Genomic DNA, 22,515 nt, shown 5'->3' on the forward strand with positions numbered 1-22,515 from the left:
ACCCTAAGCCCGCGCGACTGCGGCTCGGGTCGCGGGACGGGCGCGGGACGTCAGCGGGTTTCGACGCCCGCGTGGACCAGGCCGTAGATCGCGGAGTCGGTCAGCGCCTCCCAGGCCGCCTCGATGAGGTTCGGCCCGACGCCGACGGTCGACCACGACGTCGAGCCGTCGGTCGTCTCGATGAGGACGCGCGTGATCGCGTCGGTGCCCTGCTCGGTGTCGAGGATGCGGACCTTGAAGTCGATGAGTTCGAACACGTCGATCTCCGGGTAGACGCGGCCGAGCGCGAGCCGCAGGGCGTGGTCGAGCGCGTTGACGGGCCCGTTGCCCTCGCCGGTCGTGACGATGCGCTCGCCCCCGGCGTGCAGCTTGACGGTCGCCTCGGCCGTGGCCTCGGTGCCGCGCGACCCGGCCCGCTCGACGATCGTGCGCCAGCTCTCGACCCGGAAGTACGGCGGGCGCTCGCCCGTGATCTCCTCGCGCAGCAGGAGCTCGAACGACGCGTCCGCCGCCTCGTACGTGTAGCCGTTCGCCTCGTCGTCCTTGACCCGGTTGGTCACGCGCGTGAGGAGCTCGCCCTGACCCGACAGGTCGAAGCCGAGCTCGCGGCCCTTGAGCTCGATCGAGGCGCGGCCGGCCATGTCGGAGACGAGCATGCGGATGTCGTTGCCGACCGCCGTCGGGTCGATGTGCTGGTAGAGGTCCGGGTCGACCTTGATCGCGCTCGCGTGCAGACCGGCCTTGTGCGCGAACGCGCTCGCGCCGACGTACGGCTGGCGCGCGTACGGGGAGATGTTGGTGATCTCGCTGATCGCGTGCGAGATGCGCGTGGCCTCCTCCAGGCCCTCGCCGGTCAGCGTGCGCAGACCGTGCTTGAGCTCGAGGTTCGCGACGACCGTCAGCAGGTCGACGTTGCCCGTGCGCTCCCCGTACCCGTTGACCGTGCCCTGCACGTGGGCCGCGCCCGCCTCCACGGCAGCGAGGGTGTTCGCGACGGCGCAGCCCGAGTCGTTGTGCGCGTGCATGCCGAGCAGCGCGTCGCCCGGCAGCGCGTCGCGCCCGTGCGGGAGCCCGACGGCGTCGCGCAGCTCCTCGACGACCTCGACCACCCAGGTGGGCAGCATCCCGCCGTTGGTGTCGCACAGCGCGACGACCTCGGCCCCCGCCTCGAACGCGGCCTGCACCGCGGACCGCGTGAAGGCGGCATCGTACCGGTAGCCGTCGAAGAAGTGCTCGGCGTCGACGACGACCCGGCGTCCCTCGCCCACGAGGAACGACACGGTGTCGGTGATCATCGCGAGGCCCTCGGCGGGTGTCGTGCGCAGCGCGCGCTCGACGTGCCGGACGTCGGACTTGGCGACGAGCGTCACGACCGGCGCCTCGGAGTCGACGAGCGCCCGCACCTGCGGGTCGTCCCACGCGCGCAGGCCCGCCTTGCGCGTCGAGCCGAACGCGGCGAGCACGGCGTGACGCAGGTCGAGCTCCTTGGCGGCGCGGCGGAAGAACTCCGTGTCCTTGGGGACCGCGCCCGGCCAGCCACCCTCGATGAACCCGACGCCGAGCTCGTCGAGCAGCGGGGCGATGGCGAGCTTGTCGGCGACGGAGAGGTTCATGCCCTCCTGCTGCGCGCCGTCGCGCAGGGTCGTGTCGTAGACGTGGAAGACCCGGGGCTCGCGGGGGCCGGTCACGGGGGTCGTCGCCGAGGTCATGGTGCCTCTTCCTGCCGTTCGTCGTGTCGCGGACGCCGCTGCGTCCGTCCCTCTGGTCCGTCTCCCAGGACGCCGGGCGGGGCCCTCGTGAGGCGGGAGGCCCGGCATCCGTGCCGCCGGGCGGGGGTGGTGCCCGGCAACAAAAAAACCCCCCGAGGGTGCGGGAGGTCTGCGCGTCCGGTGAGTGCTACCGGGCGCGCTACTCGATAATGAGCTGGGAGACGAGGTGTGTCACAGGGCACATGGTGCCACAGGTTCCGCGAGGATGGACACGAGCGTCCATCCACTGAGCCGCCCACCGCCCCCGGGCGCGGCGGCGACCGACCGAGGAGTGACGATGAGCGACCCGACGCCGGGCGGCTACGACCCGCAGAACCCCCCGACGCGCCGGTACGGGCAGCCACCCGTACCGCAGCACGCCCAGCCCCCCGCGATCCCCCCGACGGACCCGCAGGCCGGGTTCCCCGAACCGCGGCCTCCGGTCAACCCCGCGGACCCGCGCCTCGCGGTCGAGACGGGCCGATTCTGGGCGGGCGCCGCGGCGACGGCGCTCGTCGCCGCGCTCATCGGGCTGCTCGGCGTGATCATCTTCGAGCGCATCTTCGCGATCACGCTCGTCCCGCCGCCGGACCTGTTCGGCACGTCGTCGCGCCAGGCGGCGTGGGCGATCGACGGCGCGATCCTCGCCGTCCTCGCGGCGGGCGTCCTGCACCTGCTCATCCTCAGCACGCCGCGCCCGCGCGCGTTCTTCGGCTGGATCATGGCGCTGGTCATCGTGGTGATCGCCGTGCTCCCGTTCGCCTGGTCGAGCGACGTCACGGCAGCGGCCCTGTCCGGCCTCATCAACCTGCTGATCGGCATCGCCGTCTGGTCGCTGCTCGCGGGCGTCGCCGGGCGGACGATCGTCGTGCGGCCGGCGACCGCCATCTGACTCAGCGCCCGGCGCGCCCTGCGCGCCGACCGGTGCGCACGACGACGGGGCGCCCCTCCCGCGGGAGAGGCGCCCCGTCGTCGTGCAGGATGCGGAGGACGCGCCTCAGGCGAGGCGGCGCAGCCAGCCGTGGCGGTCGGCCGCGCGCCCGGTCTGGATGTCGGTGAGCTCGGTCCGGATCGCCATCGTCAGGGTCCCGGCCTCGCCACCGCCGATGGTGTGGTCGAAGTCAGAGCCCGCGAGGCGCCCGATCGGTGTGATGACGGCGGCCGTGCCGCACGCGAACACCTCGGTCACGGAGCCGTCCCGGATCCCGGCGAGGACGTCGGTGAGCGGGATGCGGCGCTCGACCACCTCGTGCCCGCGGTCGGTCAGGAGGCGGATGATCGACGAGCGCGTGACGCCCTCGAGGATCGAACCGCTGAGCTCGGGCGTCTCGACCGAGCCGTCGGCCTTGACGACGAACACGTTCATGCCGCCGAGCTCCTCGAGGAACGTGCGCGTCCCGGAGTCGAGGAAGCACACCTGCTCGCACCCGTGCTGCTGCGCGACCACCTGCGGGAGCAGGCTGGAGGCGTAGTTGCCGCCGCACTTCGCGTCTCCCGTGCCACCGGCGCCGGCGCGGCTGTACTCGCGGTCGACCCAGATCGACACGGGCTTCACGCCGCCCGAGAAGTAGGGCCCGACCGGCGAGGCGATCACCAGGTACTCGGCCTCGAGCGACGGGCGCACGCCGAGGAACGCCTCCGACGCGTACATGAACGGCCGCAGGTACAGGCTCGCCTCCTCGCCCGACGGGACCCAGTCCACGTCGGTGCGCACGAGGGCCGTGATCGAGCCGACGAAGTCGTCGACCGAGAGCGCGGGCAGCGCGAGCCGGTGCGCCGAGCGTGCGAAGCGGGCGGCGTTCGCCTCGGGGCGGAACGTCCACACCGACCCGTCGGCGTGGCGGTACGCCTTCATGCCCTCGAAGATCTCCTGCGCGTAGTGCAGGACGGCGGTCGCCGGGTCCAGCAGGAGGGGGCCGTACTTCTCGATGCGGCGGTCGACCCACCCGTCGGTCGAGTTCCAGCTGATCCGCGCCATGTGGTCCGTGAAGACCGTGCCGAACTTCGGGGCCGCGATCGCGGCCTCACGCTCGGCGGGCGGCGTCGGGGCGTCCGTGGGGCGGACGTCGAACAGGGCGATGAGGTCCTCCTCCGAGGAGGACGGCTGGTGCTGCGCTGCGAGGGTGCTCATCATGAGGCCTTTCACCTGGCGACCCGGGTGGTCTCCGCCTAGTTTTCCACGACCGTACGGCTCGTGCGGCGATCCGCGCGCGAGCACGACGACGGCAGGGCGTCACCGGGTCAGAACGGGAGGGATCCGGTCCTGGGGCGATGACGACCGAGGTGCGGGGACTGCGGGCGAACCGGTGCCCGGGTCCGTGCGGGACCCGGGCGGCGTGTCAGCCGGCGACGCGAGCGGCGAGCTCGCGGCCCACCTCGGCCGTCGAGCGTACTCGGCTCCCCCGCTCGGCGAGGTCGGCCGCGACGGCGGCCTCGACGCGCTTCGCCTCGTCACCGAGACCCAGGTGGTCGAGGAGCAGCGCGACCGACAGCACCGTGGCGGTCGGGTCGGCCTTGCCCTGGCCGGCGATGTCCGGCGCCGAGCCGTGCACGGGCTCGAACATCGACGGCGCGGTGCGGTCGGGGTTGATGTTCGCGGACGCGGCGAGGCCGATCCCGCCCGTGATCGCGGCGGCCTGGTCGGTGAGGATGTCGCCGAACAGGTTGTCGGTGACGATCACGTCGAAGCGCGAGGGCTTCGTCGTGAGGAAGATCGTCGCGGCGTCGACGTGCAGGTAGTCCGTCGTGACGTCGGGGAACTCGGCGTTGACGGCCTCGACCGTCCGACGCCACAGGTGGCCCGCGTGCACGAGGACGTTGTGCTTGTGCACGAGCGTGAGGTGCTTGCGCGGACGCGCCTGGGCGCGGGCGAACGCGTCGCGCACGACGCGCTCGACGCCGAACGCCGTGTTGAGGGAGACCTCGGTCGCGATCTCGTGCGGGGTGCCGGTGCGCAGCGAGCCGCCGTTGCCGACGTACGGCCCCTCGGTGCCCTCGCGCACCACGACGAAGTCGATCTCGCCCGGGTCGGCGAGGGGCGAGGTGACACCCGGGTACAGCTTGCCCGGACGCAGGTTCACGTAGTGGTCGAGCGCGAAACGCAGCTTGAGCAGGAGGCCGCGCTCGAGGACGCCCGACGGGACGCTCGGGTCGCCGATCGCGCCCAGGAGGATCGCGTCGTGGCCGCGGATCGCCTCGAGGTCCGCGTCGGTGAGCGTCTCGCCCGTCGCGTGCCAGCGGCGCGCACCCAGGTCGAACGGCGTCGTGGAGACCTTCACGTCCGAGCCGGCCACGGCCGCCTCGAGCACGGCGAGGCCCTGCTCGACGACCTCGGTCCCGATGCCGTCCCCGGCCACGACTGCCAGATCAATGGTGCGCGTCATGCGGTGAGCCTACGCCGCCCCGCCACCCCTCGGGACGGCGGTCTCACGTCTCGGACTGAGCCCGAGTTGCGCTGCGAGTCGAGAGCATGCACTATTAGGAAACTTTCCTAAAGCCCGCTCGAAGGAACGCCATGACCGCGCCCCCCTCGTCGAGGATCCCCGGCACCCCGGGGCTGCTCCGCACGATCAACGATCGCGCGGCGCTCGAGCTCCTGCTCGACGCCGGACCGCTCACCCGGTCACAGATCGGCGACAGCACGGGCGTGTCCCGTCCGACGGCCTCGCAGATCGTCGCACGGCTCGAGCAGTCCGGTCTCATCGAGCCGACCGGCTCCGTGCAGGGGGCACGCGGGCCGCAGGCGACACAGTACGCCGCTCGCACCGACGTCCTCGTCGGGCTCGCGCTCGACGTCGTGCCCGACGGCGTGCGGGCGAGCGTCGTCGACGCGCTCGGCCGGACGCTCGGCGAGACCACCGTCGCCGCAGGCCCGGACCGCGCCGCCGCGACCGACGTCCGCACCGCGCGCGACGAGGCCTGCGCGGACGCGGGCATCCCCGTCGCGCGCGTGGCGACCGCCGTCGTCGGCGTCCAGGCTGCCGTCGCCCCGCGCACGGGCGACATCGCCCTCGTCGGGGAGCTGCCCGGCTGGCCGCGCGAGGGGCTGCGGGGCCACCTCGAGGATGCTCTCGGCATCGACGTGCGTGTCGAGAACGACGTGAACCTCGCCGCGATCGCCGAGCGCGACGCCGGTCGGGACGAGCAGAGCTTCGCCCTCCTGTGGCTCGGCGAGGGCATCGGCATGGGAGCGTGGCTCGACGGCCGCGTCCACCACGGCACCACGGGCGGCGCCGGCGAGATCGGCTACCTCCCCGTGCCCGCCGCCGGGGTCGACGACTCCGTCAACGTGCAGGACCTCGTCGGCGGCCTCCGGCTCGTCGAGATCTGCACCCGGGCGGGCGTCCCCGGGGTCGCGGAGTCCACCTCCTACGCCGCGGCCGTCGCCGCCGTCCGGGAGCACCGCGACACCGACGCCGTCCACGGGCTCGTGCAGGACCTCGCGCGTCGCGTCGCGATCGTGCTCCAGCCCGTCGTGGCGATCCTCGAGCCCGATGCCGTCGTGCTCGGCGGGCCGACCGGGGTCGCGTGCGGCGCGGAGCTCGCCGCGGCCACGGCCGCCGTGCTCAGCGGCACCGACCAGCGCACGGGTGCGGTCCTCGCGAGCGCCGTCCCCGAGCTCGCGGTCCTGCGCGGCGCGCGCTCCGTCGTCGCGCAGGACGTGCGCACGCTCCTGCTCACCGCGGCGGGCCGACCGGACCACCGGGTCGGCGCGTCACCAGTCCCGGGGTAGACCTCTTCACTGCCCCGCGAGCGGTGGCCGGCCGACCGTGGCACGGCCGGCCACCGCTCATCCCCGCTCAGCGCGGGTAGCGCAGCTCGAACCGCTCGCACACGAGCGGCATGTCTGGAGCGAACTCTCGCTCCAGCACGCGCCGGAAGTACGTCTCGTGACCGTCGCGCCACGCCTCGAGCGAGCCGTCGTCCTCCCCCTCCGCCAGGGCGAAGTCCGCGTCGACGTCCTCGAACGCGACGATCTCGACCGACGTCGTGCGGACGAGGGCCCGCGGGTGGCCCTCACCGTCGAGCAGGATCGACAGCTCGCCGACGCGCGGGACGGGCTCTCCTGAGTCCTCGTACTCCCACAGAGCCGAGGACGTCGCCGTCTTCTCGCCGCTGAGGACCGCCGCGAGGAGGCCGTCCGCCAGCGCGGGGTTGTCTCCGAACGACCACGCCGGCGGCGGCACCGTCTCGGAGACCGTGGTGCCGGTGACCACGCCCACGCGCGCCATCCCGGCGCTCGGCCGCGCCAGCTCCCAGAACGCGAGGATCTCCGCCGCCCTCTCGTCCACCACCACGTCGTCCGTCACCGGTTCCCCCTCGTCCGCCTGTCGGGTCATGCCCCTATCGTGGCGCACCCGGGGTCGATCTGCCCGGTCTCCCGCCATTCGTCCCACCCGTGTCGCGCCGGCGCAATCCCCAACCTCCCCGGACGCCGCGACCAGTTGCGGGCCTGGCGGCCTGCTGGCCCGCGCCCGGGTGAGCCGACAGCAAGGGGGTGGGTGACCCCTGTCGCGCGATCGTGGCGGGCCTGGCGGGAGCGGTGCGAGGAACGAGCACCGCGGATGGTAGATCGCGCGACAGGGGTCACCCACCCCCAGAGGTGAGCCGGGCTCAGAGGTCGTGGATCAGCGTGCGGCGCTGCCCTCGGTGTAGTCGGCGTCCTGCTGCTTCCACGCGAACAGCGAGCGCAGCTCCTTGCCGACCTTCTCGATCGGGTGCTGCGCGGCCTTCTCGCGGAGCTCCGTGAACTCCGGCGCGCCGGCGTCCTGGTCGTCGATGAAGCGCTTGGCGAACGCACCGGACTGGATGTCCGCGAGGACGCCCTGCATGTTCTCCTTGACCTTCTCGTCGATGACACGCGGGCCGGAGACGTAGTCGCCATACTCGGCGGTGTCGGAGACGGACCAGCGCTGCTTGGCGATGCCGCCCTCCCACATGAGGTCGACGATGAGCTTCAGCTCGTGCAGCACCTCGAAGTAGGCGATCTCCGGCTGGTAGCCGGCCTCGGTGAGGGTCTCGAAGCCGTACTGGACGAGCTGCGACACGCCACCGCACAGGACGGCCTGCTCGCCGAACAGGTCGGTCTCGGTCTCCTCGGTGAACGTCGTCTTGATGACGCCGGCACGCGTGCCGCCGATCGCCTTCGCGTACGACAGCGCGACGTCCCACGCCTGGCCCGACGCGTCCTTCTCGACGGCGATGATGTCGGGGATGCCGCGGCCCGCGACGAACTCGCGGCGCACGGTGTGACCCGGGGCCTTGGGCGCGATGAGGATGACGTCGACGCCGTCGGGGGCCTCGATGTAGCCGAAGCGGATGTTGAAGCCGTGCGCGAAGGCGAGCGTCTTGCCGGCGCCGAGGTTCGGCTTGATCTCGTCGTTGTAGATGGAGCGCTGGTGCTGGTCCGGCGCGAGGATCATGATCAGGTCCGCCCACGCCGCGGCGTCGGCGACGGACTTCACCTCGAAGCCCTCGTCCTGGGCCTTGGCGGTCGACTTCGAGCCCTCGCGGAGGGCGACGACGACCTCGACGCCGGAGTCGCGCAGGTTCTGGGCGTGCGCGTGGCCCTGGCTCCCGTAGCCGACGATCGCGACCTTCTTGGCCTGGATGATGGACAGGTCGGCGTCGTCGTCGTAGAACAGCTCAGCCACGATGGATCTCCTCGGTTCTTCGTTTGCGGTGCAGGGGGTCTGTTGCGATGTCTCGCGGTGGAACGACGATCGGGTGCGCACCGACGCCCGTGCGGGTCTTGGTGCGAGGGTAGGCGATCGTCAGGCGGAGCGGACCACGCGTTCCAGCGCGCGGTCGGTGATCGAGCGGGACCCGCGCCCGACGGCGACGGTCCCCGACTTCACGATCTCGCGCACGCCGTAGGGCTCGAGCGCCCCGAGCAGGGCGTTCAGCTTCTCGCCCGTGCCCGTCGCCTCGATGGTCACGGCGTCGGGCACGACGTCGACGACCTTCGCGCGGAAGAGGTTGACGACCTCGAGCACGCCGGTGCGGTTCGCGCCGTCGGCGCGCACCTTGACGAGCAGGAGCTCGCGCTGCACGGACGCGCCCGCGTCCAGCTCGACGATCTTGATGACGTTGACCAGCTTGTTGAGCTGCTTCGTCACCTGCTCGAGCGGGCGCTCCTCGACGTCGACGACCACGGTGATGCGCGAGATCTCCTCGTGCTCGGTCGGGCCGACCGCGAGCGAGTGGATGTTGAAGGCGCGACGGGCGAACAGGCCCGCGACGCGCGTCAGCACGCCGGGCTTGTTCTCGACGAGCACGGAGAGGGTGTGGCGGGACATGGCGGGTCAGTCCTCTCGGTCCCACGCGGGCGAGATGCCGCGCGCGTACTGGATGTCGTCGTTGCTCACGCCGGCGGCGACCATGGGCCACACCATCGCGTCGCGCGAGACGTTGAAGTCGATGACCACGGGGCGGTCGTCGATCTCCATCGCGCGCTTGATCGCGGCGTCGACCTCGCCCATCGACTCGACGCGGATGCCCTCGCACCCGTAGGCGTCGGCGAGCTTGACGAAGTCGGGGACGCGCGCCGTGCCGTGTCCCGTGTGCAGGTCGGTGTTCGAGTAGCGCTTGTCGTAGAACAAGGTCTGCCACTGGCGCACCATGCCGAGCGAGGAGTTGTTGATCAGCGCGACCTTGATCGGGATCTCGTTGATCGTGCAGGTGGCGAGCTCCTGGTTGGTCATCTGGAAGCAGCCGTCGCCGTCGATCGCCCACACCGTGGCGTCCGGGCGGCCGACCTTCGCGCCCATCGCCGCGGGGATCGAGAAGCCCATGGTGCCGAGGCCACCGGAGTTGATCCAGGTGCGCGGGTGCTCGTACCGGATGAACTGCGCGGCCCACATCTGGTGCTGGCCGACGCCCGCGACGTAGATCGACTCGGGGCCGGAGATCTCGCCCAGGCGCGAGATGACGTGCTGCGGGGCGAGGTGGCCGTCGTCGGGCTCGGTGTACCCGAGGGGGTAGGTCTCGCGCCAGTCGTCGATCTGGCGCCACCAGGCCTCGACGTCCGGCTTCCCCTTGGCCTCGTGCTCGCGCTCGAGCTCGGGGAGCAGGTCGGCGATGACCTCCTTGAGGTCGCCGACGATCGGGACGTCCACGTCGCGGTTCTTGCCGATCTCCGCCGGGTCGATGTCCGCGTGCACGACCTGCGCGTGCGGAGCGAAGCTCGAGAGCTTGCCCGTCACGCGGTCGTCGAAGCGCGCGCCGAGGGACACGACGAGGTCGGCCTTCTGGAGCGCCGCCACGGCGGGGACGGTGCCGTGCATGCCGGGCATCCCGAGGTTCTGGGGGTGCGTGTCGGGCACGGCGCCGCGCGCCATGAGCGTCGTGACGACCGGCGCGCCCGACAGGTCGACGAGGCGCCGCAGCTCGGCCGACGCGTTCGCGCGGACCACGCCGCCGCCCACGTAGAGCACGGGCCGGCGGGCCGACGCGAGCAGGCGCGCGGCCTCCTTGATCTGCTTGCTGTGCGGCTTCGTCACCGGGTGGTAGCCCGGGAGCTGCACGTCCTGGGGCCACGAGAACGTCGTGCGCGACTGCATCGCCGACTTCGCGATGTCCACGAGCACCGGCCCGGGGCGGCCCGTCGAGGCGATGTGGAACGCCTCCGCGATGGTGCGCGGGATGTCGTCCGGGTCGGTGACGAGGAAGTTGTGCTTGGTGATCGGCAGCGTGATGCCGACGATGTCCGCCTCCTGGAAGGCGTCCGTGCCGATCGCGCCCGCGGCGACCTGGCCGGTGATCGCGACGAGCGGGATCGAGTCCATGTTCGCGTCGGCGATCGGGGTGACGAGGTTCGTCGCGCCGGGGCCCGACGTCGCCATGGTCACGCCGACCCTGCCGGTCGCGTGCGCGTAGCCCTGCGCGGCGTGGCCGCCGCCCTGCTCGTGGCGCACGAGGATGTGGCGCAGTCGCTGCGAGTCCATGAGCGGGTCGTACGTCGGGAGGATCGCACCACCCGGGATGCCGAAGACGACGTCGGCACCGACCTCCTCGAGCGAGCGGACGATCGACTGCGCGCCGGTCATCTCCTCACCCGTCGAGGCGCCCTGCGTGCTGCCGGCCGGGCGAGCCGTGGCAGCGCGCCGGACGTCGCCGCGCGGGGCGACCGACGCGGGTGTCGGGGCGGGCTTCGGCGCCGGCGCCGCGGGCGTCGGGGCCCCCGGTCGCGGAGGTGCCGGGGTGGGACCCTGGGCCATGGTGTCTCCTGCGTGTCGTGGCCTCGGCCCGGCGGGCGCCCCGTGGGGCGCTCCGCCGGGTACCGGAGCCGACCGTGGTGGTGCGGTCGTGCTGGTCGCGGTGTGCGGTGCCGATGCTCGCGGGTCTCGCGGGTGCGGCGCTCGCGGTGGCCGGGGTGGGCCGTCCGCGGTCCTGTGTGGTGTTGTCGTGCCGGTGTGGTGGCAACAAAAAACCCCTCGGACCCGGGATGCCGGGCTGAACGAGGGGTGAGCGCGCTGACGAAGCCTGGTGGCGTGGCCTCAGCCGGCGCGCTCAGGAAGTACTACAAGGAGGATCGTCTGCACGTCATGGGACTGTACGCCCATGTTTCGGGGATGTCACGTGTCGAGGCGCCCGTCTCACGAGATGGGACGAGCGCCTCGGCACGAGGAGGGGCCGACGCGGCGGGACGAGGTGTCAGGAGACGTCGCGCCGCCGGAACACGACCGCTGCTACCAGCGACAGCACGGCGGCGACCGCCAGCAGGTAGAGGCCACCCTGCGCCTGGGTGACGACCCGTTCCACGCCCTGGCACGTCATCCCCGTCGCGTCCGTGGTGCACTCCTGCACCCAGACCGTCGTGCCGCCCTGGACCCAGGCCGCGACGTTGGTCCGCACGAGCCAGGCCTGCGCATCCTGCACGGCGAGCGTGACGACCGTCTCCACGACAGCGACCCAGACCACGACCAGACCGAGCGCCCCCGCCGCGTTCTTCAGCAGCACGCCGAGCGCAGCACCCGCGGCCGCGACGAGCGCGGCAGCGAGCACCGCCCGTCCGCCGACGCCCGCGAGCCGCGTCCACGTCTCGGCGGTGACCGCCCCGAGCTGGCCGTTGATCGCGTAGGCCCCGTACGCACCGCCCACCATGACGAGGTAGGCGAGGACGACGACGGGCAGCACACCGAGCGCTGCGGCGGCGGCCTTGGACCAGTAGACGCGCTGACGGCGCGGCTCGAACGTGAGCCACAGCCCGATCGCCCCCGACGAGATCTCGGCGGTGAGGAACGACACCCCGACGACGAGCGCGAAGAGGAGTAGGAGCGGTGCGAGCTGGGTGACCGTCGTCGCGCCCGGGGCCGGCCAGGACTCCTCGTCGCCGTCGAACGTCGGGGTCTCGGAGAGGAACCACTCGAGCCGGGGCGCCATATCGTCGCACCCGTAGTCGACAGCGGGGTCGGTCTCGCGAGCGACCTCCTGGTCCGACTCGCACTGCGCGACGTACTCGTCGCCGTTCTCCTCCCAGTCGTCGAGCTGCTGCTCGTACGCGTGCTCCGCCTGCTCCACCTCGAGCTGCGACGGCGGCAGGCTCTGGGTGTAGGCGAGCAGCACGCTCAGCGCCGCGAGGACGAGGGTCGCCGCGCTCGCCCAGCGCACGAGGCGACGCGCGCGGAGGCGACGGAGCTCGACCCTCAGCAGGCGGCTCATGCGACGACCCCCTGCGTCGCGACGGCGTGGTCACCACGACGGTCGTGCCGCGTGCCCGCGGCCTCGTCCTTGCCGACGAGCTCGAGGAACACCGCCTCGAGGCCGGCATGGACCGGGACGAGCTCGGTGAGCCAGTGGTCGTGGGCGGCGAGCGCCCGGGTGACCTGCGCGGCGTCGGCGACCCCGTCCACGAGCAGGTGGGGCCCGTCCTCGCGGACCGTGTAGCCCTCGGCGCGCAGCACCGCGGCGGCGCCCGCCGGGTCGGGGACCCCGACCTGGAGCGTCGCGCCGCCGGCACCGATGAGCTCGCTCACGCTCCCCGACGCGATGAGGCGCCCGCGCGCGATGATCGAGACCGTGTCCGCGACCTGCTCGACCTCGGCGAGGATGTGGCTGCTCACCAGCACGGTCTTCCCGCGGTCCGCGAGCGATCGCATGGTGTCCCGGATCTCTCGGATCCCGGCGGGGTCGAGCCCGTTCGTCGGCTCGTCGAAGATGAGCAGGTCGGGGTCCTTGAGCAGCGTCGCGGCGATCGCGAGCCGCTGCTTCATCCCCAGCGAGTAGCCGCGGTACCGGTCGCCGGCGCGGTCGGACAGGCCGACCTCGGCAAGCACCTCGCCCACCCGGCCCGCGGGGGCGCCGATCGCCGCCGCGAGCAGGTCGAGGTTCTTGCGCGCGCTGAAGGCGGGGAAGAACTTCGGGGACTCGACGATCGCACCGACGCGACCGACGACGTCGGGCAGGTGCCGCGGCACCTCACGACCGAAGATGCGCGCGCTCCCCGCGTCGGCGCGAACGAGCCCGAGGAGCATGCGGATCGTCGTGGTCTTCCCGGAGCCGTTCGGCCCGAGGAACCCGTGGACCCCGCCGACAGGGACGACGAGGTCGAGTCCCTCGACGCCCACCGACCGCCCCTTGCGGCTCCGGTACGTCTTGCGCAGCCCCCGCGTCTCGATCGCGGGGGCTCCCGTGGTGTGCACCCGTGCGCCCCTCCCCGGCCGCGCCGCGGCCCCCTGCCCGGCAGCCCTGCCGACTGGGGTGAGCATAGGGCACTCTTGGCCCAGACGGAACACACCTCCTACCGTCGCATGACCTGCCTCCTACTCGGGGAGGACCTCGGTCGAGCGGCGGCGCACGACGGCCTCCCAGGGCTCCAGACGGCCGCTGCCCGGGAGCCCGCCGGCGGTCGCCGCGGTGTGCGTGGCCACCACGGTCGCCGCGTCCTCCCAGCCGGCGAGCACGCCGTTGGGGACGTCCTGCGGCTGCCCGCTCACGTTCACGAGGACGAGGAGCTCGTCCCGCCGGGTACCGCGCTCGGGGTCCGGGGTGTCGAGGGCACGCGTGAACGCGTAGAGCGCCTCGTGGTCCGGGAGGAGCATGTGGAAGTCGCCGAGCGCGACGACCGGCTCGTCACGACGCAGGGCGACGAGCCGGCGGTAGAAGTGCAGGACCGAGTCCTCGTCGGCCCACGCGGCCTCCGCGTTGATCGTGGTGTGGTTCGGGTTGACCTCGAGCCACGGCGTCCCGGTCGTGAACCCGGCGTTCGCGGTCGCGTCCCACTGCACGGGCGTGCGGGCGTGGTCACGGCTCGCGTGCGCGAGCACGGCGAGCATCTCGCCATCGGTGCGCAGCCGCGGGCCGCCCGTGCGGCCGGTGAGCTCGCGGAAGTACCCGAGGGACTCGACGTCCTGGTACTGCTCGACGCGCGTGAACGGCGCGTTCGTCATGCCGAGCTCCTCGCCCTGGTAGACGTACGGCGTGCCGCGGTGCAGGTGCAGCAGGAGCGCGAGCGCCTTGGCCGACGCGACGCGGTGCGCGGGCGAGTCGTCGCCGAAGCGCGAGACGACGCGCGGCTGGTCGTGGTTGTCCCAGTACAGGGCGTTCCAGCCGCGGTCGGCGAGGCCCGCCTGCCACCGGCCGAGGGTCGCCTTAAGGTCGGCGAGATCCCACCGGACCGGGTCGTAGCGCGTCGCCCCGTGGTCGATGCCCATGTGCTCGAACTGGAACACCATGTCGACCTCGCGGCGGTCGGGGTCGGTGTACCGGACGCCGTGCTCGACGGTCACGCCCGGCGTCTCCCCCACGGTGAGGATCTCGCGGCCCTGCGCGAGGTACGGCGCGAACACCTCGCGGTGCATCTCGGCGAGGAACTCGTGCACGCGCGGCCCGTCCGTGTAGTGCGGGCTCCCGTCACCGTACGTCCCCCAGTGCACCTCGCCGTCAGGCAACGAGCCGTCGGCCGCGACGTCCTTGGAGACCAGGTTGATGACGTCCATGCGGAACCCGTCGACGCCGCGGTCGAGCCACCGGCGCATCATGGCGTAGACCGCGTGGCGCACCTCCGGGTTCTCCCAGTTGAGGTCCGGCTGCTTGGTGTCGAACAGGTGCAGGTAGTACTCCCCCGACGCCTCGTCGAACCGCCACGCGCTCCCGCCGAAGAACGAGCGCCAGTTGGTCGGCTCGGCTCCGGGTGCCCCGGGCTCCATGCCTGCGCGTGGGGGGCGCCACCAGTACCAGTCGCGCCGCGGGCTCTCGGCGGACGACCGCGACTGGACGAACCACGGGTGCTCGTCGCTCGTGTGGTTGACGACGAGGTCCATGACGAGCTTCATCCCGCGCGCGTGCAGACCCTCGATCAGGGCGTCGAGGTCCGCGAGCGACCCGAAGAGCGGGTCGACGTCCTCGTAGTCGCTGATGTCGTAGCCGTTGTCCGCCTGCGGCGACCGGTACACCGGGGACAGCCAGACGACGTCCACCCCCAGCCGCTCCAGGTGGTCGAGGCGCCGGGTGATCCCGGGGAGGTCGCCGACGCCGTCGCCGTCGGTGTCCTGGAACGAGCGCGGGTACACCTGGTACACGACCGAGCGCGTCCACCAGGGCGCGTCACCGGGCGTCTCGGCGCCGGGCCACCCGCCGCGGGGCAGGGGGTCCGGGGTGGGTGCGGACAAGGTCATCGCACGGCTTCCTCTTGGGTCACGGGGTGGTCGTCCCAGCCTGCCCGACACCGCGCGCCGCGGCGACGCGACGGCCGGGGTCCGTGAGGACGTCGACGTCGTCGACCCACTGCTCGACCGTCCCGACGCCCGGTGGCAGCGCCCGCACCGCCGGGTCCTGGATCGCGGCCGTCACCGCGTCGGCCACCGGCCCGAGCCCCCGGTACGGACGGTCGAAGAACGGGACGACGACGTCGGCCACGGTCGGGAGGCCCACCTCGCCCTGGAGGTCGTGCAGGGTCTCCAGACCCCGGCACAGCGCCGCCTCGCGGGACCTCCAGTCGTCGGCCGCGAGCGCGGCCGCGAGGTCGGGACCGACAGCACCGGCACGCGGGAGCGCGGCGAACGCCGTCCCGAACCACTTCGCGTACGGCGGCCAGCGCCGCTCGAGCAGAAACCCGAGGTGCATCGCGACGCGCACGAGCCGGGCGGCGACGACGCGCGACCCGAGGTCGTCACCGCGCTCCGCCGTCCGGCCGACGAACGGCAGCTCCTGCCCGATCCGCGCCCAGTCGACGGCGACCGCGTACCGCCACAGGTCGTCGGGGTACCAGGCGAGGCGGTCGCGCGCGGCGCTCAGCGCGCCCTCGGTGTCCACGAAGACGGGGCCCGCCGTCACCTCGAGCACCGCCTGACCGGTCAGCGCGAGCCAGGCGTCGACGGCGAGCGGGCGCGTCGCGTCGACGCCGAGGCGCGACGTGACGAAGCCCGACGGCGACGCCGCCTCGACCTGGTGCGGACCGTGCGGGCTCCACGTGGTCGGGAACCGGGTCGGGTGCCCGGCGAACGTGCGAGGCAGGGCCGCGTCGAGCAGCGCGTCGACCTCGTCGACCATCGGCTCGTCGACCAGCAGCGTCAGACGCAGGCCCCAGTCGTGGTCGCGCGACGTCGCGTCGTCGAGCCCGAGGACGTCGGACCCGCTCCCGAGGCGTCCCGCCGCGTGCGGCAGCCCGGGCCATCGGCCGAGCACGATCGGCCCGACGACCTCGTCGTAGTAGCGCCGCGCCAGGTCGGTCCCGGTCTCCACCCGTCCATCCTGCCCGGTCGACGCCTCGGACGGACGCAGCCGGCGCCGAGCGCTGCGGTCAGCGTGCGAGCGCTGCGCTCGTGGACGCGTCGCTCGCGCGACAGCGCATCACCCGGCGCGGCCGAGCCAGGCGAACGACGTCGGGGCAGGGTCGACTCCCAGCACGTCGCGCAGGACCGTGAGGTCGTAGGTGCGCTCCATCGCGAGGTGGCTCAGCGCGTACCTGGTGAGGCGCGGCGGCTCAGGGCGTCGCAGCCGCCGTGCGACCGTCTCGACCGCGCCCGCGAGCGCCCACGCGGGGCGGACCGGGACGGCGACGACCCGGACGTCGGTGCCGCGTCGGCGCAGCGCGTCGGTGAGCGCGTCGCGCAGGACCAGCGGCTCGGCGTCGGCGACGTTCGCGACGAGCAGCCCCGGGGTGAGCCCTTCCCCGCCGCCGGACGCCCGGACCGTCTCGTCGGGCAGCGCGACGGCGGCGCGCACCGCGGCGAGCAGCGTGTCGACGTGCGTCAGCGCCTGGAGCACGCGCCCGCCGCCCGGCAGGAGGAGACGTCCGCGTCGCACAGCGGCCTCGACGCGTGGCAGGAGCGTCGTGTCGCCGGGACCGTAGACCGCGTGCGGGCGCAGGACCACGACCGCGCCCCGGTCGGGGTGGCGCGCGACGTCGCGCGCCAGCGCGCGCTCGGCCTCCGCCTTGGTCGTCCCGTAGGCGTCGAGGTACCGGTCGACAGGAGCCTCGTGCTCGCGGGCACGCACGCACGGGCGGTACGGGTCGTACACGCTGCCGGACGACACGTGCACGAACCGCGCACCGGGGAACGTCTCGCGGACCGCGAGCGTCCCGCCGACGTTGGTGGCGCGCGCGACGTCGAGCGCGCACCAGTCGGAGACGGCGGCGCCTGCGTGCACGACGGCGTCCACCGCGGGCGGCTCGGCGAGCGGACCGGCCGTGAGGTCCCACGCGAGGTGCCGGGCGCCCGGGACCCCCGGGTCGCGGCGGGAGGACGTCCAGACCTCGTGGCCGTCGGCGACCAGACCGCGCGCCACCGCCCCTCCGACGAACCCCGACGCCCCGGTGACGACGACCCTCACGCGCGGGCGCCGAGGGTGTCCCGGCCGACGGCGGTCGGCTCGGCGTGCACGAACGGCGCGGCGGCGCGGGAGAGCGCCGCGCGGTCGGGCTTGCGCGAGCGACCGGCGAGCGGGATGCGGTCGGCGTGCAGCACGGCGTCGGGCAGCGCGTCGTGGTCGAGCACGTCCGGCAGCGCGGCCCGCACTCGGTCGACGAGCGGGTGGTGCGGGTCGAGGCGGACCGCCGACCCACCGTCGGACCGTGGACCGCGCCCTGCGGCCCCGTCCGGCCGCGGTTCGCCCGTCACCGGGTCGCCCGTCGCCGCGGTGACGACCAGCGCGACCCGTTCGTCCCCGTCCACCTGCGGTACCCCGACGAGCAGCGCCTCGCCGACGCCGTCGAGCGCCGCGACGCGCGGCTCGAACAGACCCGGGTAGATGTTCGTCGTCCCGCGGATGATCATGTCCCGCGTGCGGCCGACGAGCACGATCCTCCCCGCGGCGTCGAGGCGCGCGAGGTCGCCGGTACGGTGCACCGCGGCCCGTGCGCCCGCGCCACGGGCGGGGGCGTCGAGGTCGTGCAGGTAGCCCGCCATGAGCGACGGCCCCGACAGCACGAGCTCCCCGACGACGTCGTCGCGCCCGGGTTCGCCGACGGCATCCTGGCCGTCCTCGGGCTCCTCTCCCTCGACCGGATCGAGCCGAGCGACCGTGCCTGGCAGGGGCACGCCGACCAGGTCGCCGTCCCCCGCGTACGCGAGCTTCTCCCGGGCCTCGACCACCGCGACGGGCAGGATCTCCGTCATCCCGTACACCGCGACCCAGCGCGTGCCGGGCAGCACGCGCGTGGCGCGCTCCAGCAGCGCACGCGTCACGGGCGCCCCGCCCACGAGCGCGACCCGCGGCCCGCGCGCGGGCACCGTCCCGGCCCCGACCGCGTCGAGCAGCGCCGTGACGTCCGCCGGCACGAGGTAGGTGCCCGCGGCGCCGTCGAGCTGGCGTGCGAACGTCGTGATGTCGCGACCCGGCGGGTCGGCGGGCACGGACCACGTGGCGCCAGCGAGCAGCGCGGGGACGCCGAGCAGCATCTGGTCGGTGTGCACGACGTCGCCCGGCGCGAGCGCGAACACGTCGCGCAGCAGGTCGCACCCGGCGAGCAGCGACCCCGCCGTGTGCACGACGGCCTTCGGCTGCGCCGTCGTACCGGACGTGAAGACGGTCAGGGCATCACGGTCCGGGTCGAGCGACGGCAGCGCCGCGTGGTCGAGCGGGCTCGCGGCGAGGCGGCGCGCGGCGCGCGAGCCGCGCGGTACCCCGGGGAGCCACGGCCCCGCGTGCACGTGCCGCAGCGGCAGGCTCGCGTAGTCCGGCAGGAGCAGGCCGCGCGAGCGGGCCAGACGGCGCAACGGCCCCCGCGACACCGCGTACAGCAGCGACTCGGTGGTCGCGAGCGACGGCCCGGCCGCGCCCACGCGCGCCGTGAACAGCTCGGGGGTCGAGCCGGGGTCGACGAACACGATCGTGCCGCCCGCGCGGACGACCCCAAACGCGAGCACGACGCCAGCCGGACGGGGCCGCACCGAGAACAGCGCCCGGTCCCCGGGCGCGAGACCGTCGGCTGCCAGCGCCGTCGCGGTCGCCTCGACGCGGCGCGCGAGGTCGGCATACGTGACCTCCTCGCGCACGCGCGCGCCCCGACGACCGGGCCGCGTCCAGCGCCGGAGCGCGACGGCGTCGGCGGACGCGTGCCCGGGGGCGCCCCGCTCGAGGACAGGGCCCAGCAGGTGGCGGGCCGCGTCGTCGAGCGCGGTCACGCCGCCTCCCCCGCGGGCGACGCGGCCGATCCCGCGCCCGGACGCGCGGCCACGCCCGACGCGCACACCCCACCGTCTGCCGCCCGCAGGACGAGCGAGCGGTACGCGGGGATGAGCACCCCGCGCGCGACGGCACGGTCGGCGACCTCGACGCTCCGCCCCGCGGCGGCGACGGGGCGCAGGGCGTCCAGCACCGCGTCGACCTGGGCCATGGCGAGCGGCATGCCGAGGCAGAAGTGCGGGCCGGCCCCGAACCACAGGTGCCGCACGGCCGGGTCGACGGGGGCGTCCGGGTCGAAGGGGCCCGCGTCCTTGCAGCAGGAGATCGTCGCGATCACGACCCGGTCCCCCGCGCGGACACGGACGTCGCCCACGGTCGCGTCGGTCCGCACCGCGCGCAGCATCGCGGGGGTGGGCGCCGTGACGCGGAGCGCCTCCTCGACGACGCGGCCGCGCAGCGCGGCAGGCTCCGGTCCGGCACCGGGGTCCGCCATGAGGAGCCGGTCGAGCCAGCCGGTGTCCGCGGAGAGCGCGACGAGGCGTGGCACGAAGGACTGGATGGTCTCGGTCCCCGTGAGGACGAACGCGCCGACCGCGCCCATCGCCTCGTCCTCCGAGAGCCCGAGCTCGCGCATGCGCCCAGGCACGGTCGCGGGGTCGCCCGCGCGGTAGGCGTCGCGGGCCGGGGCCGAGAGCCGGGCGAGGACGGCACGCGCGTGCCGCACCTGCGCGGGCGTGAGGCTGCGCCGGTGCAGCCGCACCAGGCCGACCACGGACTGCGCGGCCGTCATCGCCTCGCGGACGGCGGCGTCGGTGGGCGGCAGCCCGGTCATGGCACAGATGACGGTGCCCGCCATGGTCGCGGTCTCCGCGACGAGGTCGACGTGCTCGCCCGCGAGCAGGCGCGGGGCGAGGCCCGCGACGACGTCGGGGACGCTCACCGCGACGAGCTCACGCACCGCGCGGGGCGTGAACAGCCCGGACAGCGCCCGGCGCAGGCGCGCGTGGTCGGCGCCCTCCATGTTGAGCAGCACGGACGGGCCGAGCACGGGCGTCCAGAGGTCCGCCGGCGACCCCGGGCCCACCTTGGTGAAGCGCTCGGTGTCGAGCAGCACGGCTCGCGCGGTCGCGGCGTCGGACACGACCACCCCGATGCCCGGGACGCGCACGACGGGACCGCGGTGGCGCAGCGCCCGGATCGCCGGGTAGACGAGCGGGTGAGCCCCGCGCTGGACGCGCTCCTCCCAGCGCATCGCCGCGACGAGCCGGGTGGGCGCGGGCGCGGGCGTCGTCCCGGTCACCGGATGTCCACGACGTCGGGCCGGTAGCGATGGTCGGCGTACCAGCCGAGCGTGCGCACGAGGCCCCAGGCGTGCGCCCGGCGTGCCGACGCGAGCACGACGACCTCGCGGTGCGCGCCGTACCGCCGCGTGAGGCGGCGCACCGCGTTGACGAGCGCCCGGTCCTCGTGGACGTCCTCGATCGCCGTGCGCGGGAACCCGCCCGCGGCCTCGTAGAGCTCGGCCGTGATCGCCATGTTGCAGCCCGGCGCCATGACGTACGGGCCGAGGTAGGACGGGTCCTGGTTGCCGGGCCGGAAGCGCCCGAACGTGCTCGCGACGCTCACCGCCGCCGACAGCACCCCCTGCTGGACGCGCGAGACCGGCCGGTCGTCCGTCCGCGCCACGAGCCGGCCCGCGACGAGGTCGTGCCCGCTCGCGAACGCGGCCCGCACGCGCCGCGTCCAGTCCGGCAGCGGGAGGCAGTCGGCGTCCGTGCGCGCGAGGTGCGTCGCCCCCTGCTCGATCGCCGCGCGCATCCCCGTGTCGGCCGCCGCCCCCGTGCCCTTCTGCGGCTCGTCGACCACGCGCCACCGCGTCATGCCCCACGCCGCCGCCGTCTCCCGGACGAGGTCGCCCGTCCCGTCCGACGACCCGTTGTCGACGACGACGAGGTCGAAGTCGGTGTCCTGCTGGTCGCGCAGCGCCTCGAGCGTCGCGACGATCCCGTGCGCCTCGTCGCGCGCGGGCACGACGACCGCGAGCCGCTGCGGGCTCGCGACGTGCCGCGTGAACCGGCGTGCCGTCACAGCCGCACCACCGTCGCGCCGATGCTGATCCCGCCGGCGAGCCCGACGAGCACGACGACGTCCCCCGGCCCGACCCGCCCCGTCTCGATGGCGGTGGCGAGCTGGAGCGGGAGCGTCGCGGAGGCGACGTTGCCGTGGTCGGCGACGGTGACGAGCGTGCGGCCCGTCGGGAGGCCGAGCGCGGCGTGCACGTCGTCGAGGTACGCGACGGCGACCTGGTGGACCGCCACGAGCGCGACGTCGTCCCACCCGAGGCCCGCACGGCTCAGCGCGTCGAGGACGACGCCCGGCCCGAGGGCGAGGAACGCGTCTCGCAGGCGCGACCCGTCGATCTCGAAGTACGTCCGCTCGAGGTCGCGCGGGTGCGCGGTGCCGCCGCCCGGGAGCATGCCGACGTCCCAGTGCGCCGACTCCGCACCGAACGCGCTCGCGAGGATGCCGCGCGGCGCGGGCACGCCGTCCGCGTCGCGCGCCTCGGCCTCGACGGCGGTGGCGCGGCGCACGAGGACGGCCGCGCCGGCGTCGGACATCGTGTAGCCCGACGCGGAGAGCAGGTACGTCGCGCGGTCCGGGACGTCCCAGCGCACCGCGCGCGACGGCGCCTCCCCCGACGCGATCAGGACGGTCGTGTAGCGCCCGGTGCCGATGAGCGCCTCCGCGACCTCGATCGCGTTGAGCACCGAGTTGCACGCGTTCTTGACGTCCATCACCGGCGCCCGGACCCCGAGCTTCGCGGCGACGATGTGGCTCGTCGCCGGCTCGACCATGTCCTGGCTCGCCGAGGCGAAGAGCAGCAGGTCGACGTCGTCGGTCGCCAGTCCCTCGGTCGCGAGCAGCTTCTCCGCGGCCGCGACGGCGAGGTCGGACGCGTCCCAGTCGTCCGGGAGCACGTGCACCTGTCGCACGCCCGTGAGGCGCGAGACCATCGGGACGCGCGGCGCCGCGCCCGGGTTGCGCGCCGCGAGGGCGCGCTCCGCCTCGCGCACGTCGACCGTGCGCTCGGGCAGGTGGACCCCGACTGCGGCGAGCACGGCCGTCGGGGGCGCGAGGGGCGGGCGGGACGCCGTCCCGGCGGGGTTGTCTGGCACGCGCGACACAGTAGCCAAGCAGA

The 22,515-nt window shown here is 74.1% G+C and carries 18 protein-coding genes; 2 read left to right on the forward strand and 16 right to left on the reverse strand.

The genetic code is table 11. The features are described 5' to 3' along the window. Nucleotides 1–50: 50 nt before the first annotated feature. Entirely contained in the window at nucleotides 51–1,709 is a 1,659-nt protein-coding gene (gene cimA / locus ACN9MS_RS13885) for a citramalate synthase (RefSeq protein WP_426309112.1), read from the reverse strand. Nucleotides 1,710–2,046: 337 nt separating this feature from the next. Here cimA and ACN9MS_RS13890 point away from each other — a divergent pair, with 337 nt between their 5' ends. After that, nucleotides 2,047–2,640 (forward strand): hypothetical protein, encoded by a 594-nt coding sequence (locus ACN9MS_RS13890; protein ID WP_426309113.1) that lies wholly within the window; start codon nucleotides 2,047–2,049, stop codon nucleotides 2,638–2,640. A gap of 105 nt (nucleotides 2,641–2,745) precedes the next feature. Here the strand turns inward: ACN9MS_RS13890 and ACN9MS_RS13895 are convergent, their stop codons facing one another. Both ACN9MS_RS13895 and ACN9MS_RS13900 read right to left on the reverse strand, forming a co-directional pair. Next, nucleotides 2,746–3,879 carry a branched-chain amino acid aminotransferase gene (locus ACN9MS_RS13895; RefSeq protein WP_426309114.1) on the reverse strand — a complete coding sequence of 378 codons (1,134 nt, stop codon included), beginning with the start codon at nucleotides 3,877–3,879 and terminating at the stop codon, nucleotides 2,746–2,748. 208 nt (nucleotides 3,880–4,087) lie between these two features. Beyond that, the gene (locus ACN9MS_RS13900) at nucleotides 4,088–5,131 is read right to left on the reverse strand and encodes a 3-isopropylmalate dehydrogenase (protein WP_087469417.1); all 1,044 of its coding nucleotides are present in this window, start codon (nucleotides 5,129–5,131) and stop codon (nucleotides 4,088–4,090) included. Between the two features lie 131 nt (nucleotides 5,132–5,262). Between ACN9MS_RS13900 and ACN9MS_RS13905 the strand changes: the two genes are divergently transcribed. Next, nucleotides 5,263–6,480, forward strand: a complete 1,218-nt coding sequence (locus tag ACN9MS_RS13905) for an ROK family protein (protein WP_426309115.1) — start codon at nucleotides 5,263–5,265, stop codon at nucleotides 6,478–6,480. 67 nt (nucleotides 6,481–6,547) lie between these two features. Here ACN9MS_RS13905 and ACN9MS_RS13910 read toward each other — a convergent pair whose 3' ends face one another. The 13 genes from ACN9MS_RS13910 to ACN9MS_RS13970 form a co-directional block, all read right to left on the reverse strand. Next, on the reverse strand, nucleotides 6,548–7,087 hold the full coding sequence (locus tag ACN9MS_RS13910) for an ASCH domain-containing protein (RefSeq protein WP_426309116.1): 540 nt from the start codon (nucleotides 7,085–7,087) through the stop codon (nucleotides 6,548–6,550). Between the two features lie 288 nt (nucleotides 7,088–7,375). Next, nucleotides 7,376–8,401: a ketol-acid reductoisomerase gene (ilvC, locus tag ACN9MS_RS13915; protein WP_426309117.1), complete on the reverse strand. Its 1,026-nt coding sequence runs from the start codon at nucleotides 8,399–8,401 to the stop codon at nucleotides 7,376–7,378. Nucleotides 8,402–8,521: 120 nt separating this feature from the next. After that, nucleotides 8,522–9,046, reverse strand: a complete 525-nt coding sequence (gene ilvN / locus ACN9MS_RS13920) for an acetolactate synthase small subunit (protein WP_426309118.1) — start codon at nucleotides 9,044–9,046, stop codon at nucleotides 8,522–8,524. A gap of 6 nt (nucleotides 9,047–9,052) precedes the next feature. Then, on the reverse strand, nucleotides 9,053–10,966 hold the full coding sequence (locus ACN9MS_RS13925; protein WP_426309119.1) for an acetolactate synthase large subunit: 1,914 nt from the start codon (nucleotides 10,964–10,966) through the stop codon (nucleotides 9,053–9,055). Between the two features lie 436 nt (nucleotides 10,967–11,402). Beyond that, a complete protein-coding gene (locus ACN9MS_RS13930; RefSeq protein ID WP_426309120.1) occupies nucleotides 11,403–12,410 on the reverse strand; it encodes an ABC transporter permease subunit in 1,008 nt (335 codons plus the stop codon). Then, entirely contained in the window at nucleotides 12,407–13,390 is a 984-nt protein-coding gene (locus tag ACN9MS_RS13935) for an ABC transporter ATP-binding protein (protein WP_426309121.1), read from the reverse strand. The genes ACN9MS_RS13930 and ACN9MS_RS13935 overlap by 4 nt, the downstream gene beginning before the upstream one ends. Nucleotides 13,391–13,510: 120 nt before the next feature. Beyond that, a complete protein-coding gene (locus ACN9MS_RS13940; RefSeq protein WP_426309122.1) occupies nucleotides 13,511–15,364 on the reverse strand; it encodes an alpha-glucosidase in 1,854 nt (617 codons plus the stop codon). A 19-nt stretch (nucleotides 15,365–15,383) separates the two neighbouring features. Further along, nucleotides 15,384–16,430, reverse strand: a complete 1,047-nt coding sequence (locus tag ACN9MS_RS13945) for a DUF4037 domain-containing protein (RefSeq protein ID WP_426309123.1) — start codon at nucleotides 16,428–16,430, stop codon at nucleotides 15,384–15,386. 108 nt (nucleotides 16,431–16,538) lie between these two features. Further along, nucleotides 16,539–17,522 (reverse strand): NAD-dependent epimerase/dehydratase family protein, encoded by a 984-nt coding sequence (locus tag ACN9MS_RS13950; protein ID WP_426309124.1) that lies wholly within the window; start codon nucleotides 17,520–17,522, stop codon nucleotides 16,539–16,541. Beyond that, nucleotides 17,519–19,315 (reverse strand): class I adenylate-forming enzyme family protein, encoded by a 1,797-nt coding sequence (locus ACN9MS_RS13955; protein ID WP_426309125.1) that lies wholly within the window; start codon nucleotides 19,313–19,315, stop codon nucleotides 17,519–17,521. The genes ACN9MS_RS13950 and ACN9MS_RS13955 overlap by 4 nt, the downstream gene beginning before the upstream one ends. After that, nucleotides 19,312–20,616 (reverse strand): cytochrome P450, encoded by a 1,305-nt coding sequence (locus tag ACN9MS_RS13960; protein ID WP_426309126.1) that lies wholly within the window; start codon nucleotides 20,614–20,616, stop codon nucleotides 19,312–19,314. The genes ACN9MS_RS13955 and ACN9MS_RS13960 overlap by 4 nt, the downstream gene beginning before the upstream one ends. Then, nucleotides 20,613–21,404: a glycosyltransferase family 2 protein gene (locus tag ACN9MS_RS13965; RefSeq protein WP_053371414.1), complete on the reverse strand. Its 792-nt coding sequence runs from the start codon at nucleotides 21,402–21,404 to the stop codon at nucleotides 20,613–20,615. The genes ACN9MS_RS13960 and ACN9MS_RS13965 overlap by 4 nt, the downstream gene beginning before the upstream one ends. Then, nucleotides 21,401–22,492, reverse strand: coding sequence for a 3-oxoacyl-ACP synthase III family protein (locus ACN9MS_RS13970; protein ID WP_426309127.1), 1,092 nt, complete (start codon nucleotides 22,490–22,492; stop codon nucleotides 21,401–21,403). The genes ACN9MS_RS13965 and ACN9MS_RS13970 overlap by 4 nt, the downstream gene beginning before the upstream one ends. Nucleotides 22,493–22,515 lie beyond the last annotated feature (23 nt).

It is taken from the genome of Cellulosimicrobium sp. E-16 (genome assembly GCF_049913115.1).
In the GTDB taxonomy this organism is placed as follows: Bacteria; Actinomycetota; Actinomycetes; order Actinomycetales; family Cellulomonadaceae; genus Cellulosimicrobium.

Coding starts and splice junctions, on each gene's coding strand:
- cimA (WP_426309112.1), bottom strand. CDS start 1,709: ATGACCTCGGCGACGACCCCCGTGACCGGCCCCCGCGAGCCCCGGGTC.
- ACN9MS_RS13890 (WP_426309113.1), top strand. CDS start 2,047: ATGAGCGACCCGACGCCGGGCGGCTACGACCCGCAGAACCCCCCGACG.
- ACN9MS_RS13895 (WP_426309114.1), bottom strand. CDS start 3,879: ATGAGCACCCTCGCAGCGCAGCACCAGCCGTCCTCCTCGGAGGAGGAC.
- ACN9MS_RS13900 (WP_087469417.1), bottom strand. CDS start 5,131: ATGACGCGCACCATTGATCTGGCAGTCGTGGCCGGGGACGGCATCGGG.
- ACN9MS_RS13905 (WP_426309115.1), top strand. CDS start 5,263: ATGACCGCGCCCCCCTCGTCGAGGATCCCCGGCACCCCGGGGCTGCTC.
- ACN9MS_RS13910 (WP_426309116.1), bottom strand. CDS start 7,087: ATGACCCGACAGGCGGACGAGGGGGAACCGGTGACGGACGACGTGGTG.
- ilvN (WP_426309118.1), bottom strand. CDS start 9,046: ATGTCCCGCCACACCCTCTCCGTGCTCGTCGAGAACAAGCCCGGCGTG.
- ACN9MS_RS13925 (WP_426309119.1), bottom strand. CDS start 10,966: ATGGCCCAGGGTCCCACCCCGGCACCTCCGCGACCGGGGGCCCCGACG.
- ACN9MS_RS13930 (WP_426309120.1), bottom strand. CDS start 12,410: ATGAGCCGCCTGCTGAGGGTCGAGCTCCGTCGCCTCCGCGCGCGTCGC.
- ACN9MS_RS13940 (WP_426309122.1), bottom strand. CDS start 15,364: ATGACCTTGTCCGCACCCACCCCGGACCCCCTGCCCCGCGGCGGGTGG.